This window comes from Kitasatospora sp. NPDC008050 (assembly GCF_042957465.1).
In the GTDB taxonomy this organism is placed as follows: Bacteria; Actinomycetota; Actinomycetes; order Streptomycetales; family Streptomycetaceae; genus Kitasatospora.
Genome location: NZ_JBIBIJ010000005.1, coordinates 445,461 through 461,121, shown reverse-complemented (window position 1 = coordinate 461,121; position 15,661 = coordinate 445,461). Strand labels below are relative to the sequence as shown.

General features: G+C 72.5%; 16 protein-coding genes. 11 read left to right on the top strand and 5 right to left on the bottom strand.

Going from position 1 to position 15,661, the window contains the following annotated elements; translation table 11 throughout:
- Positions 1-54 precede the first annotated feature (54 nt).
- A complete protein-coding gene (locus tag ACFZB9_RS13550) occupies positions 55-636 on the top strand; it encodes an O-acetyl-ADP-ribose deacetylase (RefSeq protein WP_391446621.1) in 582 nt (193 codons plus the stop codon).
- Positions 637-781: 145 nt separating this feature from the next.
- Here the strand turns inward: ACFZB9_RS13550 and ACFZB9_RS13545 are convergent, their stop codons facing one another.
- Positions 782-1,504 (bottom strand): class I SAM-dependent methyltransferase, encoded by a 723-nt coding sequence (locus tag ACFZB9_RS13545; protein ID WP_391446771.1) that lies wholly within the window; start codon positions 1,502-1,504, stop codon positions 782-784.
- 393 nt (positions 1,505-1,897) lie between these two features.
- Here ACFZB9_RS13545 and mshA point away from each other — a divergent pair, with 393 nt between their 5' ends.
- The gene (mshA, locus tag ACFZB9_RS13540; protein WP_391446769.1) at positions 1,898-3,262 is read left to right on the top strand and encodes a D-inositol-3-phosphate glycosyltransferase; all 1,365 of its coding nucleotides are present in this window, start codon (positions 1,898-1,900) and stop codon (positions 3,260-3,262) included.
- 115 nt (positions 3,263-3,377) lie between these two features.
- Positions 3,378-3,917, top strand: coding sequence for a YbjN domain-containing protein (locus ACFZB9_RS13535; RefSeq protein ID WP_391446619.1), 540 nt, complete (start codon positions 3,378-3,380; stop codon positions 3,915-3,917).
- On the opposite strand, the gene ACFZB9_RS13530 is transcribed toward ACFZB9_RS13535, so the two are convergent.
- Complete coding sequence (locus tag ACFZB9_RS13530) at positions 3,902-5,191, bottom strand: MDR family MFS transporter (protein ID WP_391446617.1); 1,290 nt, start codon at positions 5,189-5,191, stop codon at positions 3,902-3,904. The two genes, ACFZB9_RS13535 and ACFZB9_RS13530, sit on opposite strands and share 16 nt — an antisense overlap.
- A 151-nt stretch (positions 5,192-5,342) precedes the next feature.
- On the opposite strand from ACFZB9_RS13530, the gene ACFZB9_RS13525 reads away from it, so the two are divergent.
- Positions 5,343-6,101 (top strand): phosphoglyceromutase, encoded by a 759-nt coding sequence (locus ACFZB9_RS13525; RefSeq protein WP_391446615.1) that lies wholly within the window; start codon positions 5,343-5,345, stop codon positions 6,099-6,101.
- A gap of 160 nt (positions 6,102-6,261) precedes the next feature.
- On the opposite strand, the gene ACFZB9_RS13520 is transcribed toward ACFZB9_RS13525, so the two are convergent.
- Both ACFZB9_RS13520 and phoU read right to left on the bottom strand, forming a co-directional pair.
- Positions 6,262-6,444, bottom strand: a complete 183-nt coding sequence (locus ACFZB9_RS13520) for a hypothetical protein (RefSeq protein ID WP_391446614.1) — start codon at positions 6,442-6,444, stop codon at positions 6,262-6,264.
- A gap of 145 nt (positions 6,445-6,589) precedes the next feature.
- A complete protein-coding gene (phoU, locus tag ACFZB9_RS13515; RefSeq protein ID WP_391446612.1) occupies positions 6,590-7,255 on the bottom strand; it encodes a phosphate signaling complex protein PhoU in 666 nt (221 codons plus the stop codon).
- A 290-nt stretch (positions 7,256-7,545) separates the two neighbouring features.
- Between phoU and ACFZB9_RS13510 the strand changes: the two genes are divergently transcribed.
- Both ACFZB9_RS13510 and ACFZB9_RS13505 read left to right on the top strand, forming a co-directional pair.
- Positions 7,546-8,838, top strand: coding sequence for a sensor histidine kinase (locus tag ACFZB9_RS13510; RefSeq protein ID WP_391446610.1), 1,293 nt, complete (start codon positions 7,546-7,548; stop codon positions 8,836-8,838).
- On the top strand, positions 8,835-9,530 hold the full coding sequence (locus ACFZB9_RS13505) for a response regulator transcription factor (RefSeq protein ID WP_327067587.1): 696 nt from the start codon (positions 8,835-8,837) through the stop codon (positions 9,528-9,530). Before ACFZB9_RS13510 ends, ACFZB9_RS13505 begins: the two co-directional genes overlap by 4 nt.
- Positions 9,531-9,626: 96 nt before the next feature.
- Here the strand turns inward: ACFZB9_RS13505 and ACFZB9_RS13500 are convergent, their stop codons facing one another.
- A complete protein-coding gene (locus ACFZB9_RS13500) occupies positions 9,627-10,346 on the bottom strand; it encodes a DUF461 domain-containing protein (RefSeq protein WP_391446608.1) in 720 nt (239 codons plus the stop codon).
- 516 nt (positions 10,347-10,862) lie between these two features.
- Here ACFZB9_RS13500 and ACFZB9_RS13495 point away from each other — a divergent pair.
- The 5 genes from ACFZB9_RS13495 (at position 10,863) to rlmB (ending at position 15,594) form a co-directional block, all read left to right on the top strand.
- On the top strand, positions 10,863-11,345 hold the full coding sequence (locus ACFZB9_RS13495; protein WP_030244332.1) for a CarD family transcriptional regulator: 483 nt from the start codon (positions 10,863-10,865) through the stop codon (positions 11,343-11,345).
- Between the two features lie 309 nt (positions 11,346-11,654).
- Positions 11,655-12,389: a 2-C-methyl-D-erythritol 4-phosphate cytidylyltransferase gene (ispD, locus tag ACFZB9_RS13490; RefSeq protein ID WP_327067585.1), complete on the top strand. Its 735-nt coding sequence runs from the start codon at positions 11,655-11,657 to the stop codon at positions 12,387-12,389.
- Positions 12,379-12,948: a 2-C-methyl-D-erythritol 2,4-cyclodiphosphate synthase gene (ispF, locus tag ACFZB9_RS13485; RefSeq protein WP_391446606.1), complete on the top strand. Its 570-nt coding sequence runs from the start codon at positions 12,379-12,381 to the stop codon at positions 12,946-12,948. Before ispD ends, ispF begins: the two co-directional genes overlap by 11 nt.
- A 158-nt stretch (positions 12,949-13,106) precedes the next feature.
- Entirely contained in the window at positions 13,107-14,501 is a 1,395-nt protein-coding gene (cysS, locus tag ACFZB9_RS13480; RefSeq protein WP_391446604.1) for a cysteine--tRNA ligase, read from the top strand.
- 100 nt (positions 14,502-14,601) lie between these two features.
- On the top strand, positions 14,602-15,594 hold the full coding sequence (rlmB, locus tag ACFZB9_RS13475) for a 23S rRNA (guanosine(2251)-2'-O)-methyltransferase RlmB (RefSeq protein WP_391446603.1): 993 nt from the start codon (positions 14,602-14,604) through the stop codon (positions 15,592-15,594).
- Positions 15,595-15,661 lie beyond the last annotated feature (67 nt).

Genomic DNA, 15,661 nt, shown 5'->3' with positions numbered 1-15,661 from the left:
TGAGCGGTTCATGGGCCGGGCAATCGCGCGGCCGATCCGAAGGAGTTGACGGTGATGCAGATCACGTTGATCCAGGGTGATATCACGAAGCAGCGAGTGGACGCCGTGATCAACGCGGCCAACTCGTCGTTGCTGGGCGGCGGTGGCGTCGACGGCGCGATCCACCGCGCGGGCGGGCCCGAGATCCTGGCCGAGTGCCGCGCATTGCGAGCGTCGCACTACGGCAGGGGGCTCGCCGTCGGCCGGGCGGTGGCGACCACCGCCGGGCTGCTGCCGGCCGGCCATGTGGTGCACACCGTCGGGCCGGTCTATGGAGCGGAGCGGTACGAGCAGTCGGCGCAGCTGTTGGCCTCCTGCTATCGGGAGTCGCTCCGGCTGGCGGTGCTGGAGCTGGGCGCCAGGAGTGTGGCGTTCCCCGCGGTGTCCACCGGGGTCTACGGGTGGCCGATGGAGGACGCGGCCCGGATCGCGCTGTCGGCGGTGGCCGAGGTGCTGGCGGAGGATCCGGTCAGGGCGGTGGCGGAACTGGAGGTGCGGTTCGTGCTGTTCGGCGCGGAGGCGTACGAGATCTTCGCGCGGGTGCGGGAGGAGTTGGGGCTCGGCCCGGCCGGGGGCGAGCAGGGGGCAGGACGGTGAGGCGGGCGCTAAGGCGGGCGGCATGGGGTGCTGTCTGATCGAGTCAAGGAGCGGTGTCACCGGCGTCATCAGGTGCGCTCCCATAGTGGACTGACTAAGCGTCAACTTACCAGGGGAATTCGATAACTCGTTCGAGTGAACCGAATCAAGGTGCCACCGCCGACCAGGGCAGCGTGACCTCGCCCTGCCGCCACCGCCCGCGCGCGTCGACCAGCGGCCAGCGGCCGCCCAGCGCCGTGCAGGCGGCCACCCAGCGTTGCCTGGCGCCGAACGCTCCGTACGGCGCGGCGGCGGCCCAGGCCTGGTCGAAGTCGGTGAGGAAGGCGTGCACCGGCCGCCCCGGCACGTTGTGGTGGATGAGCGCCTTGGGCAGTCGTTCAGCCAGGTCCGAGGGTCGCTCCAGATTGGCCAGCCGGGCGGCGAAGGTCACCGTGCGGGGGCCTTCGGGGCCCAGCGCCACCCAGACGTGCCGCCGGCCAATCTCGTCGCAGGTCCCCTCGACCAGCAGGCCGTCCGGGGCGAGGCGGTCGCAGAGCCGCTCCCAGACCGCCTCCACCGCCTCCTCCTCGTACTGGCGCAGCACGTTGGCGGCGCGGATCAGCTGGGCCGAGGCGCCGTCCAGCGGCACCTCGAAGCCGCCGCGGCGGAAGGTCAGCGCGGGCGGTTCGGCATAGGGCAGCGCGGCGGCCACCCGGGCCGGCTCGATCTCGATCCCCACCGTCCGCAGGTCGGGACGGACCGCCCGGAGCCGGTGGGAGAGCTCGACGGCCGTCCACGGCGCCGCGCCGTAACCGAGGTCGACGGCCACCGGCGGCTGGTCCGCGGCGCGCAGCCGGGGGCCCAGCGTGTGCACGATCCAGCGGTCCATCCGGCGCAGGCGGTTGGTGTTGGTGGTGCCGCGGGTCACGGTGCCGACCGGGCGGCTGCCGGTGGCCGTGGCGCGGCCGGTAGGAGAAGTCGACGGCTTCGACGTCCGGCGCACGGCGGTGTGGCCCAGGGAGCTGGGCGCGCCCGGATCGAAGGAGGAAGCCATGCCCGAAGCCTAAGCCGAGCCGTGCGGACCGCCGGGCCACCGCCGGGCCACCGGCGGGGGGAGCCGGGCGGGGGAACCGGGCGGGAATGGGCCGTCGGGGCAGGGGGAGGCAGCAAGGAGAATGGAAGACCGGCGCCCGGGAATGACTCGCACCCCTCCGCGGGTTGTGTCCCTGTTGAAACCACAGGAGTCGTCGCTAGCGCAGACCAGAGAGGCCGCAGCCAGGTGATCAAGCCCCCCGTGTCGACGGTATGGCGCGACCGGCAGACCCCGCCGGTCCGCGGGCGCCTGCACGCCTTCGCCGCCGGCCGCGCCCGTCGCCCCCGCCGGATCGCGATGCTCAGTGTGCACACCTCCCCGCTCCACCAGCCGGGCACCGGCGACGCGGGCGGGATGAACGTCTACATCGTCGAGCTGGCCAAGCGCCTGGCCGCGCTCGGGATCGAGATCGAGGTCTTCACCCGGGCCACCTCCTCCGAGCTGCCGCCGACCGTGGAGCTGGCGCCCGGGGTGCTGGTCCGCCACGTCACCGCCGGGCCCTACGAGGGCCTGATCAAGGAGGACCTGCCCGCCCAGCTGTGCGCCTTCACCCACGGGGTGCTGCGTACCGAGGCCGGCCACCGCCCGGGCCACTACGACCTGGTGCACTCGCACTACTGGCTCTCCGGCCAGGTGGGCTGGCTGGCGGCGCAGCGCTGGGGCGTGCCACTGGTGCACACCATGCACACCATGGCCAAGGTCAAGAACGCCGCACTGGCCGAGGGTGACACGCCCGAGCCCGCGGCCCGGGTGATCGGCGAGACCCAGGTGGTCGAGGCCGCCGACCGGCTGATCGCCAACACCACCGACGAGGCGGCCGAGCTCAGCACCCACTACAACGCCCGGGTCGACCAGCTCGCGGTGGTGCACCCGGGCGTCAACCTGGAGGTCTTCCGGCCGGGTGACCGGCGCGCCGCGCGGGCCCGGCTGGGCCTGCCGGCCGACGCCGCGGTGCTGCTCTTCGCGGGGCGGATACAGCCGCTCAAGGCACCCGACGTGCTGCTCAAGGCGGTCTCGGCGCTGTTGGCACGGCGGCCCGAGCTGCGCGAGCGGCTGGTCGTCCCGGTGGTCGGCGGTCCGTCCGGGACGGGGCTGGCCAAGCCGCAGAGTCTGCAGAAGCTGGCCGCGCAGCTGGGGATCGGTGACGTGGTGCGGTTCCATCCGCCGGTCGGTCAGGCCGAGCTGGCCCACTGGTACCGCGCGGCGACGGTGCTGGCGATGCCCTCCTACAGCGAGTCGTTCGGGCTGGTGGCCCTGGAGGCGCAGGCCTGCGGCACGCCGGTGGTGGCCGCGGCGGTCGGCGGGCTGCCGGTGGCCGTGCGCGACGGTGAGACGGGCACCCTGGTGCACGGCCACGATCCGGAGCAGTGGGCCCGGGCGCTGGAGCCCTATGCGACGGACCCCGAGCTGGTCGCCCGGCAGGGGACGGCGGCTGCGCGGCACGCGGCGGGCTGCGGCTGGGACGCGTCGGCGGCCGCCACGGCGGAGGTGTACGCGGGGGCGCTGGCCCGGCCCGCCGGCCGGCTCGCGGGGGCGCGTCGACTGCTCGCCTGAGCAGCGGCCGAGGTCGGGCAGGAGCAGGGGCCGGGGCAGGGCCTGACCCGGGCTCGGCCCCCTTCTTCGGCCCGGGAGCAGCGATGCGCCGGTACCAGCCGGTAACGTCACCGCCATGGCAATCCGTACCAAGGACGAGGCCCTCGGCCTGCTCGCCGCCGCGCTCGACGAGGCCGGCGTCAGCTGGGAGCCGGCCGTCGGCGATCCGTACACCCTGGTCGCGACGCTGCCCGGCACCCGCAAGCTCAGCACCACCTGCGCGCTGCGGATCGGCGACCACAGCCTGTCGGTGAACGCCTTCGTGATCCGCCGCCCGGACGAGAACCACGAGGCGGTGTTCCGCTGGCTGCTGGAGCGCAACACCCGGCTGTTCGGCGTCGCCTACGCGCTCGACGCGCTCGGCGACGTCTACCTGACCGGCCGGCTGCCGCTGGAGGCGCTCAGCGCACCCGCGGTGGACCGGCTGCTGGGCGCGGTGCTGGAGAACGCCGACGAGCCCTTCAACACCCTGCTGGAGCTGGGCTTCGCCGCCGCGATCCGGCGGGAGTGGGAGTGGCGGACCAAGCGCGGCGAGTCCACCCGCAACCTGGAGGCGTTCAAGCACCTGGCCCAGCCGCTCACCCCGGCGCCACCGGCGGCTCAGGACACCGAGTAGCCCGCCCGGGTCACCCGGCGTCCCAGCCCCAGGTACCCCGCCGCGGCCACCGTGCCGAGCACCGCGCAGCAGCCCCAGACGGTGCCCCGGCCGGCGTGGTCCAGCAGCAGGCCACCGGCGGCCGGGCCCAGGAACGAGGCCGCGGACCAGGCGAGCGAGTTGACGCCCTGGTAGCGCCCGCGGGCGTGCGCCGGCGAGAGTTCGGCCACCAGGCTCATGCTCGTCGGCGCCTGCATGATCTCGCCCACCGTCCAGATCGCGACGGTGGCGGCGTAGTAGAGGGCCGAGGAGCCGGCGAAGGCGGTGAGCCCGAAGCCCCACCCGGTGAGCAGGGCGCCGACCAGCAGCAGCATCCCGCGGTCGCGGCCCTGGATCAGCCGGGTGACCGGGAGCTGCAACAGGACGATGAGCAGGCCGTTGAGCCCGATCACCAGGCCGTACTGCGTGGTGGTCAGCCCGGCCCTGCCCATGGTGACGGCCAGGGTGGTGCTGCCCTGCTGGGCGATGAGCGCGACCAGGAAGGTCAGGCCGACCAGCACCATGAAGCGCCGGTCCCGGAAGACCGTCCCCAGCCCGACCTTCGGTGCGGCGTGGTCCCGCTCGGGCGCGGCGGGCCGGGTCTCCGGGACCCTGACGAAGACGACCACCGCGCAGATCAGGGTCGACAGGGCGTCGGCCAGGAAGAGCGCCAGGTAGCCGTGCGAGGCGACCAGCCCGGCCAGCGCCGCCGAGACGCCGAAGCCGATGTTGATCGCCCAGTAGTTCAGCGCGAAGGCCCGGACCCGGTCGGCCGCCGGCACCAGGTCGGCGATGATCGCGGAGGTGGCCGGCCGCGAGGCATTGCTGCTCAGGCCGACCAGGAAGGCCACCGAGGCGATCATCAGCTGCCCGTCCGCGAAGCCCAGGACCGCCGTGCTCAGCGCGGTGAGCAGCTGGGCGACCAGCAGGGTGGGCCGCCGGCCGATCCGGTCCGCCAGCACCCCGCCGACCAGCGCGGCGATCGCTGAGCCAAGGCCGAAGAGCGAGGCGACCAGACCGGCGTAGGCGGCGGAGTAGCCCCGGTCGGCAGTCAGATAGAGGGCCAAGAACGTGACGACGAAGCCGCCGAGCCGGTTGATCAGCGTCGTGGTCCACAACCACCAGAACGCACTGGGGAGCCCGCCGACCGACTCGGCGGTGCTGCGGCGCAGCCGGGCGGAGAGCGTGGGGGCGGCGGCCGGGGCGGCCGGTCCGGCGGGGGTGGCGGGGGTCGCGGGGCTGGCAGGGGCGGGCATGGGGGCGGCTCCCGGGCGGCGGACGTCCGCCGGACGGTGGGGACGCTCGGCGGACGGTCGGTCAGAGTAAGTAGCGAACTGCCATCGTGCACATTACTCAGAGGCTGTGGGCCCGGCCACCCCTTTATTTCGCTCCACTAAGCTGTGCGGCATGGCTGACACGACCTACCGACTGATCCTGCTCCGTCACGGCGAGAGCCAGTGGAACCAGAAGAACCTGTTCACCGGCTGGGTCGACGTCGACCTCAACGAGAAGGGCGAGAAGGAGGCGGCACGCGGCGGTGAGCTGCTGGCCGCCGAGGGCCTGCTCCCCGACGTGCTGCACACCTCGCTGCTGCGCCGCGCCATCCGCACCTCGCAGATCGCGCTGGACAAGGCCGACCGGCACTGGATCCCGGTCAGCCGCAGCTGGCGCCTGAACGAGCGCCACTACGGCGCGCTGCAGGGCAAGGACAAGGCGCAGACCCTGGCGGAGTTCGGCGAGGAGCAGTTCCAGCTCTGGCGCCGCTCGTACGACACGCCGCCGCCGGTGCTCGCCGACGACGCCGAGTACTCGCAGGCCGGTGACGCCCGCTACGCCGACATCCCGAGCGAGCTGCGCCCGCGCACCGAGTGCCTCAAGGACGTCGTCGATCGCATGCTGCCGTACTGGTACGACGCGATCGTTCCGGACCTGGCCGCGGGCAAGACCGTGCTGGTCACCGCGCACGGCAACAGCCTGCGCGCGCTGGTCAAGCACCTGGACGGGGTCTCCGACGAGGCGATCGCCGGCCTGAACATCCCCACCGGCATCCCGCTGGTCTACGAGCTCGACGCGGACTTCAAGCCGGTCACCGCCGGCGGCCGCTACCTGGACGCGGAGGCCGCCGCCGCCGCGATCGAGGCGGTCAAGAACCAGGGCAAGAAGTAACCACGGCAAGAAGTAGCCCGGGCAGGTAGCAGCCAGGGCAGGTAGCAGCCAGGGCAAGAAGCAGGACAGCAGAAGCAGGACAGACGAGCGGGCCCCGTCTCGGTGCAGAGCGCACCAAGGCGGGGTTCGGCCGCGTTCGGCCGCGATGGCGGAGGAGCGGTCAGTGGCCGCCGCAGCAGCCCCCGGTGGCGCCGCCGCACTGGCAGGGAGCGCCGGCCTGGCAGCCGCAGCCGCAGCCGGGGCCGCAGCCGCAGGCACCGATCAGCACCGGCAGGCCGACGCGGTGGGGGGATGGCTCGGCGGCACCCGGGGTCACCGTGGGCCGGGCAGGAGTGGTGGTCATGGTGCGGTGCCCTCCTCGATCGAGGCAGGCGAGGACTGACGGCCCGCCTGTCCATCGAGTGAAGCCCCTGGATTGACGGGGCGTCAACGGGCGCGCGGTTGCGGGGGCGGCCGTTCCTCGTGCGCCCCCGCAACCGCTGCTGTGTTTACCGCTCCTCGGGGACGAACTCGCCCGCGTGCTCGCCGGTCACCAGGAAGACCACGCGCTTGGCCACCGAGACCGCGTGATCGGCGAAGCGCTCGTAGTACCGGCCGATCAGCGTGACGTCGACGGCGGTCTCGATGCCGTGCTGCCAGCGGTCGTCGATCAGGTGCTGGAACAGCTGGCGGTGCAGCTCGTCGATCGCGTCGTCGTCGCGCTCCAGCTGCAGCGCGGCGTCCACGTTCTTGGTCGCGATGACCTGGCCGGCCTTGGCCACCAGGCGCTGCGCGAGCTGCCCCATCTCCAGCACGATCGCGTGCAGGTCGGTGGGCACGGCCGTGTCGGGGTAGCGCCGCCGGGCCACCTTGGCCACGTGCCGGGCCAGGTCGCCGCAGCGCTCCAGGTCGGCGCTCATCCGCAGCGAGGTGACCACGATCCGCAGGTCGGTGGCGACGGGCTGCTGGCGGGCCAGCAGGTTGATCGCGGTGTTCTCCAGCTCGTGGTGAAGGTTGTTGACCTTCTCGTCGGCTGCGATCACGCTCTCCGCCAGGGCGAGATCGGCGTCCAGCAGGGCGGTGGTGGCGCGGCCCATGGCCGAGCCGACCAGCCTGGCCATCTCGACCAGGCCGTCGCCGATCGAGTCGAGCTCCTCGTGGTAGGCGTCACGCATGCGCTTCTCTTCTTCCTTCTAGCACTGTCGGGTAGCGGTGCCGACGTGGCGGTGCCGACGTGGTGGTGCCGACCGGACGCCGGAGCCCGGCGGCCGCTGCTGGTGGCGCGCATCGTACGCGCGTCACCGACCCACACGGGCTGCTTGTCGCAGCCTGAGCCGTTCGGGCGACGACCCACGGCCGCCGCAGTGAACCAGGAGCTACCTGAAGGTGAATTCTCGGCAACGCACGGTCGATGCCTTGATCTGACGCTTACGGAGCGGTCGGTCCGTGCGCTTAGGCTGGCCGCATGGACGTGAATGTGGCCGCCGCCGCTGCCTGCGCCATCGCCGGCCTCGGCGTCGGTCTCACGGCCGCCATCGCCTTCCGCTGGAGCGAGCGCGAACAGGGCCGGGGCAGTGGCAATGGCAAGGGCAGAAGAAGTGGCAGCGCATCGATGGTGAACTCCCCCGTGCAGGAGTCGGCCCTCCCGCCGGGCGTGGACACCGTGCTGTCGGTGCTGCGCTCGTGCGCGATCGTGCTCGGCGACGGCGACGAGGTGGTCAAGGCCAGCTCCGCCGCCTACTCGATGGGCCTGGTGCGCGGTGGTGCGGTGGCCGTCGAGCAGATGCTCGCCCTGGCCCGGGCGACCCGCCGGGACGGCGAGATCCGCCAGGTCGAGCTGGACGTCCCGCGTCCGGGCGTGGCGCGCTCCGGCGAGCCGCTCTCGGTCTCGGTGCGGGTGGCCCCGCTCGGCTCCCGGCTGGTCCTGGTGCTGGTCGAGGACCTCACCGAGCGCCGTCGGATCGAGGCGGTCCGGCGCGACTTCGTGGCCAACGTCAGCCATGAGCTCAAGACGCCGGTGGGGGCGCTCTCGCTGCTCTCCGAGGCGGTCGCGGACGCGGCCGACGACCCGGAGGCGGTGCAGCGCTTCGCCGGCCGGATGCAGATCGAGGCGACCCGGCTGGCCAGCCTGGTCCAGGAGATCATCGACCTCTCCCGGGTCCAGGACGACCGACTGCTGATGGACCCCGAGCCGGTGCCGGTCGACGAGCTGATCGCCGAGGCGATGGACCGCTGCCGCCAGCAGGCCGCGGCCAAGCAGATCCACATGGCGGCCGGCGGCATCGCCGGCCTCTATCTCTACGGCGACCGCGGCCAGCTGGCGGCAGCGCTCGGCAACCTGGTCGAGAACGCCGTCAACTACAGTCCGCCGCGCACCCGGGTGGCGATCGCCACCCGCCGGATAGCCAGCGCCGCCGCGATCGGGGAAGCGGACGGCGAGCTGATCGAGATCTCGGTGACCGACCAGGGCATCGGCATCTCGGAGAAGGACCGCGAGCGGATCTTCGAACGTTTTTACCGGGTGGACCCGGCCCGCTCCCGGGCGACCGGCGGCACCGGCCTCGGCCTGTCGATCGTCAAGCACGTGGCCGCCTCGCACGGCGGCACCGTCTCGGTCTGGAGCGTCGAAGGCCAGGGCTCCACCTTCACCGTCCGGCTCCCCGCCGGGCAGAACCCGAGCGCCGCCGCTTCGAGCGAAGCGACGGCGCTCGAACCCCGTAACCCAACCCCCCTTCCTGCCCCGGAGGCCCGATCGTGACCCGAGTACTGGTGGTCGAGGACGAGGAGTCGTTCAGCGACGCCCTCTCGTACATGCTTCGCAAGGAGGGCTTCGAGGTGGCCGTGGCCGCCACCGGCCCGGACGCGCTGGAGCAGTTCGAGCGCAACGGCGCCGACCTGGTGCTGCTCGACCTGATGCTGCCCGGGCTGCCCGGCACCGAGGTCTGCCGTCAGCTCCGGGTGCGCTCCAACGTGCCGGTGATCATGGTGACCGCCAAGGACAGCGAGATCGACAAGGTCGTCGGACTGGAGATAGGTGCCGACGACTACGTGACCAAGCCCTACTCGACCCGCGAGCTGGTCGCGCGGATCCGCGCGGTGCTGCGCCGGCGCGGCGAGGACGGCGGCCCGGGCACCGACGGCGGTGGCCCCGGCGCGCTGGAGGCGGGCCCGGTCCGGATGGACGTGGACCGGCACGTGGTGACGGTGGACGGCGGCAAGGTGGACCTGCCGCTCAAGGAGTTCGACCTGCTGGAGATGCTGCTGCGCAACGCGGGCCGGGTGCTCACCCGGATGCAGCTGATCGACCGGGTCTGGGGTGCCGACTACGTGGGTGACACCAAGACGCTGGACGTCCACGTGAAGCGCCTGCGGGCGAAGATCGAGCCGGACCCGGGCGCGCCGCGCTACCTGGTGACGGTCCGCGGCCTCGGCTACAAGTTCGAGCCGTAAGCCCGCCGGCCCATCGGCGGACGGGCCACCGCAACGACTGAGGGCCGCACCCCCGCGGGGGTGCGGCCCTCAGCCATGAGCGGGTCGGCGCCGAACTCAGTGCGCGGACGGGCTCGGGGTGCCCGAGGGGGTGCCCGACGGGCTGCCGGACGGCGTGCCACTCGGCGTGCCACTCGGGGTGCCACTCGGAGTCCCCGAGGCGCTCGGGCTGCTGGAGCCACTGGCCGAGGCGCCCGCGGACGGGGCGGCCGAACCGGACGGCGAGCCGGAGGCGCCGGCCGAGGCGCCGGCGGACGGCGAGGCCGGGCCGAACGACGCGTAGGTGCCGGAGGCCGGCGTCACCAGAGCGGTGGTGTCCACCTTGCCCGCGCTGGAGAAGGAGAAGGAGGCCGGGGTGAAGCCGCCGACGTTCAGCGCGACCGAGGAGAACTGCGCGGACGGCTGCCCGCTGCCGCCCACCAGCACCGCACCGCCCGCGGGGATCACGATGCCGCCGGGCAGCGGCGCGCCCGAGGCGTCGTCGAAGGTCGCGGTGGCGCCGTTGAGCGTGACCGTCTGCAGCGTCTGCGGGTTGGCACCGGTGTTGCTGATGTTGACGGTCAGGTTCGCGGGGCCGGGCTGACCACTGGTCTGCACCTCGCCCACCACGGCGACGATGGCGTTGAGCTTGAGGTCGGCGCCCAGCGAGGTGGCCGGCGAGTCCGGCTTGATCTGCGTGGTCTCGGCGCTGCTCCCGGCAGAGCAGGCGGACAGCGAGACGGCTGCGAGGGCGAGGACGATGGCGGCAGTGCCACCGCGTCGAAGGCTGCGGCTCACGGCGGCGCATCTCCTTGGGTCACGTGTCAGGTTGTCAGCGCCCAGAGTACCGACCGTACTTATCCGGCCCTCACGGGGTGGCCCCGTGTCGCGCGTCGACCGCTCGGCGCAGGGCCGACGGGGTGACCGGGGGCGCCGGGAGCGGGAGCCGGCGCAGCGGACGGCGGGATCTGCGGGCGGGCGGGCCCGTCCGGCGCGGCGCCGGGGAGACCGCGGCGGGTGATGTGACGGTGATGTGTGCGGTTCCGGAACGGCGTCAAGATCAGATCACGATCGGGAAACGGTGAATATCCCGTGTTGACTTCAAGATCGAATGCTGGTTTCCGGGTCGACCCCCGAGGTTTCGATCGCCGCGGGAAGGGCCTCCGACCTGCGAGAAGCCGTCGTAGCGGGGTGGTCACAGCATGCCGCAGGGGTCCTTGTCAAGCCCCGAGACCGGCCCTGACCTGCGAAAACGCCCTTCGAGTGGACGGAAAAGCGTGTTATTCTGGAAAGCCACGGAAGGGGTCCTGTCACATGACGTTCAAGGTTGGCGACACGGTGGTCTACCCCCATCACGGGGCTGCACTGATCGAGGCCATCGAAATTCGCCAGATCAAAGGTGTGGACAAGACCTACCTGGTGCTGAAGGTTCAGCAGGGTGACCTCACGCTGCGAGTCCCCGCGGAGAACGCGGAGTTCGTCGGCGTGCGCGACGTGGTCGGCCAGGAGGGTCTGGACCGGGTCTTCGAGGTGCTGCGGGCACCGTACACCGAGGAGCCCACCAACTGGTCTCGCCGTTACAAGGCGAACCTCGAGAAGCTCGCGTCCGGTGACGTCATCAAGGTCGCCGAGGTCGTCCGCGACCTGTGGCGGCGGGAGCGCGAGCGTGGCCTGTCGGCCGGCGAGAAGCGGATGCTCGCCAAGGCGCGCCAGATCCTCGTCAGCGAACTGGCGCTGGCGGAGAACACCAACGAGGACAAGGCGGAGACGCTGCTCGACGAGGTGCTCGCCTCGTAGGAGCGGCTCCTGAGCCGTTCAACAGCGTGAGCCGTTCAACAGCGCCCGGTTGCCGTGCAGGCACTCCGGGCGCTGTGGCATGCCCGGACACGGTGAACGGGCGGTTGCCCACGGGTGACGAATGCACGGGTGACGATTGCGGTACTGCGCAGGTGACGACCGCGGTGCTGTGCTCGTAGCGTGGGGGCTCTGCACACCGGTACCCGAGAGGCGGCGCCGGGGTGGAAGGGGTCCGGTGCACCGTCTGACGGGTACGCCTGGGCCATACCCACTTCGCCGAAGGAGTGAAACCTGAACACCACAGGAGTAGTGGCAGCGGCCGTGGTTCCGGCCGCCGGACGGGGCGAGCGGCTCGGCCCCGGGGCGCCGAAGGCGCTGCGTGAACTTGGGGGCGCGCCGCTGCTGGTGCACGCCGTCCGTGCGCTCGCACGCAGCCGGGCGGTCGGCCTGGTAGTGGTCGCCGCACCGCCGCAGGGCGTCGCCGAGGTGGTGGGGCTGCTGGACAGCCACGGCCTGGACGGCAAGGACATCCGCGTGGTCGCCGGTGGCGCGACCCGGCAGGAGTCGGTCCGGCTCGGTCTGGCGGTGATCCCGGAGCAGACCGAGATCGTGCTGGTGCACGACGCCGCCCGCCCGCTGGTCCCGGTCGAGGTGGTGGACGCGGTGGTGGCCGCCGTGCGCGGCGGGGCCGAGGCCGTGGTGCCGGCGGTGCCGCTGGCCGACACGGTCAAGCGGGTCCGTCCGGTGCCCGCCGGTGAGCCCGAGCCGGTGCTCGACACGCCCGACCGCGCCTCGCTGCGGGCCGTGCAGACCCCGCAGGGCTTCCGCCGCCGGGTGCTCGCCGAGGTGCACGCCAAGGCGCTGGCCGAGGAGGCCGAGGGCGGCTCGCCGGTGGTGACCGACGACGCCGGACTGGTCGAGCACTACGGCGGCCAGGTGGTCGTGGTGCCGGGCCACGAGGAGGCGTTCAAGGTCACCCGTCCACTGGACCTCGTACTCGCCGAGGCCGTACTCGCTCGTAGGAGGGCCTCCGATGGCTTCTGACGTCTCGTCACCGGTCACTCCTGAAAGGGCCAATCCCGGGGGGCCCACCCCCGGGGGCCTCATCCCCGGGGTGATCATTCCCCGGGTGGGGATCGGCACCGATGTGCACGCCTTCGCGGACGGTGTGCCGCTCTGGGTGGGCGGCCTACGCTGGGAGGGCTACGAGCAGGGCCTGGCCGGGCACTCGGACGGCGACGTGATCGCCCACGCCGCCTGCAACGCGATCTTCTCGGCCGCCGGGATCGGCGACCTGGGCACCCACTTCGGCACCGACCGCCCCGAGTACGCGGGTGCGGCCGGGGTGAAGCTGCTGGGCGAGGCGGCCCGGATCGTGCGCGCGGCCGGTTTCGAGATCGGCAACATCGCGGTGCAGGTGATCGGGGTGCGGCCGCGGATCGGCAGCCGGCGCCAGGAGGCCGAGGAGGTGCTCTCGGCCGCGGCCGGCGCACCGGTCTCGATCTCGGCGGCGACCACGGACGGGCTGGGCATGACCGGCCGCGGCGAGGGGCTGGTGGGTCTGGCCACCGCGCTGGTCTACCCGGTGGCGCGGCGCGGTTGAGGACGGCTGTGCCGCGCGGTCGAGGACGGCGGCGGGGATGAGAGCGGGATAGGAAGAGGAGAAAAGGGAGCCGGATCGTCCGGTTTGCCATGAACTCGTGACGGGTGGGATCCGCAAACGTCGCGGGGCACCCTCTGATTCCCACTACGCTGGACGTCGTGAGCCTTCGCCTGTACGACACCAACACCCGCCAGGTACGCGACTTCGTCCCGCTTGTACCGGGCTGTGTCTCGATCTACCTGTGCGGCGCAACCGTGCAGGGGGCCCCGCACATCGGGCACATCCGGTCCAACCTCAACTTCGATGTGATGCGCCGCTGGTTCGCCTACCGCGGCTTCGAGGTGACGTTCGTGCGCAACGTCACCGACATCGACGACAAGGTGATCAGGAAGGAACGCGAGCTCGGCGTGCCGTGGTGGCAGATCGCCTACGCCAACGAGCGTGCCTTCGACGACGGTTACACGGTGCTCGGCTGCCTGCCGCCGACCGTGGAGCCGCGGGCCACCGGCCACATCCCCGAGATGATCGACATGATGCAGACGCTGATCGCCAAGGGCCACGCGTACGCGGCCGACGGCAACGTCTACTTCGACGTCAAGTCCTTCCCGGGGTACCTGGAGCTCTCCAACCAGAAGCTGGAGAACCTCCTGCAGCCCGAGGGCGAGGGCGAGACCGGCAAGCGCGACCCGCGTGACTTCGCCATGTGGAAGTCCGCGAAGCCGGGCGAGCCCAGCTGGACCACCCCGTGGGGCCAGGGCCGCCCCGGCTGGCACCTGGAGTGCTCGGCCATGGTGCACAAGTACCTGGGCAAGGCCTTCGACATCCACGGCGGCGGGCTGGACCTGATCTTCCCGCACCACGAGAACGAGATCGCCCAGTCCAAGGCGTTCGGCGACGACTTCGCCAACTTCTGGGTGCACAACGCCTGGGTGACCATGAGCGGCGAGAAGATGAGCAAGTCGCTCGGCAACTCGGTGCTGATCTCCGAGATGGTGCAGCGCTGGCGCCCGATCGTGCTGCGCTACTACCTGGCCGGCCCGCACTACCGCTCGATGATCGAGTACAGCGAGGAGTCGATCCGCGAGGCCGAGGCCGGCTTCAGCCGGATCGAGGGCTTCATCCAGCGGGTCGTCGAGCGCTGCGGTCCGGTCGAGCCGGCCGCCGAGGTGCCGCCGGCCTTCGCCGAGGCGATGGACGACGACTTCGGCGTTCCGCAGGCGCTCGCCGTGCTGCACACCGCCGTCCGGCAGGGCAACAGTGCGCTGACGGCGGACGACAAGGAGAACGCGGTAGCGCGGCTGGCCGAGGTCCGTGCGATGCTCGGAGTGCTGGGGCTCGACCCGCTCGATCCGCAGTGGACCGGCGCGGAGCGTGGCGAGGACCTCCACGGGGTCGTCGACTCGCTGGTCCGGCTCGTCCTGGACCAGCGGCAGGCGGCCCGGGAGCGCAAGGACTTCGCCACCGCGGACGCCATCCGCGACCAGCTGGGCCTGGCCGGCCTGGCGATCGAGGACACCCCGTCCGGCCCGCGCTGGACGATCAGCAACCAGTAGCCCCGCGCTAGCCGCGCCGGGCGCCGGTAGGCCGTACTCGTGGAGCCACGGGGACGGCCTATCGGCATGACGCAGACGGAATAGAACAGGAAGTATTGCCATGGCCGGCAACAGCCAGCGCAGGAACGCGCGCAACCCCGGGTCGAAGAAGGGTGCGAGCGTCGGAACCGGCGGCCACAGCCGGAAGGCGCTGCAGGGCAAGGGCCCGACCCCGCCCGGCGAGGCCCGCAAGGGGCACCCCAAGCAGCGCGCCGCCAACGCCGCGCTCAAGCGCGAGCGGGACGCCAAGGCGCGGGCCGGCATGCGCCGGTCCGGCGGCGGTGGCCGGGGCGGGCGCGGTGGCGCCGGCGCCGCCGAGCTGGTGGTCGGCCGCAACTCGGTGGTCGAGGCGCTGGTCGGCGGTGTGCCCGCGACCGCGCTCTACGTGATGCAGTTCATCGACACCGACGACCGGGTGCGCGAGGCGTTCCAGGCGGCCAACGAGCGTGGCGTCCCGCTGATGGAGGCGCCGCGGCCGCAGCTGGACCAGATGACCGGTGGCCTGAACCACCAGGGCCTGGTGCTCCAGGTCCCGCCGTACGAGTACGCACACCCCGAGGACCTGGTGGCGGCGGCCGCGGACCTGGGCGAGGACGCGCTGATCGTGGCACTGGACGGGGTCACCGACTCGCGCAACCTGGGCGCCGTGGTCCGCTCGGCCGCCGCGTTCGGTGCGCACGGCGTGGTCATCCCCGAGCGGCGGGCCGCCGGGATGACGGCCGGCGCCTGGAAGACCTCCTCCGGTGCGGCCGCCCGGCTGCCGGTGGCCCGGGCGACCAACCTGACCCGGGCGCTGGAGGCCTACCAGAAGGCCGGGCTGATGGTGGTGGGCCTGGCGGCGGACGGCGAGGCGGAGATCGGCGAGCTGGAGGCGCTGACCGGGCCGGTGGTGATCGTGGCCGGTAGCGAGGGCAAGGGCCTGTCGCGACTGGTGGCGGAGACCTGCGACCTGCGGGTGCGGATTCCGATGCCGGGGCAGACCGAGTCGCTGAACGCCGGTGTGGCGGCGGGTGTGGTGCTGTACGAGGCGTCGCGGCTGCGGGCTCGGCGCTGACGGGGCGGTGCCGGCGGGCCGGCACTGACGGGTTGGCGCCGGTGGGCCGGTGCTGATCGGTCGGCGC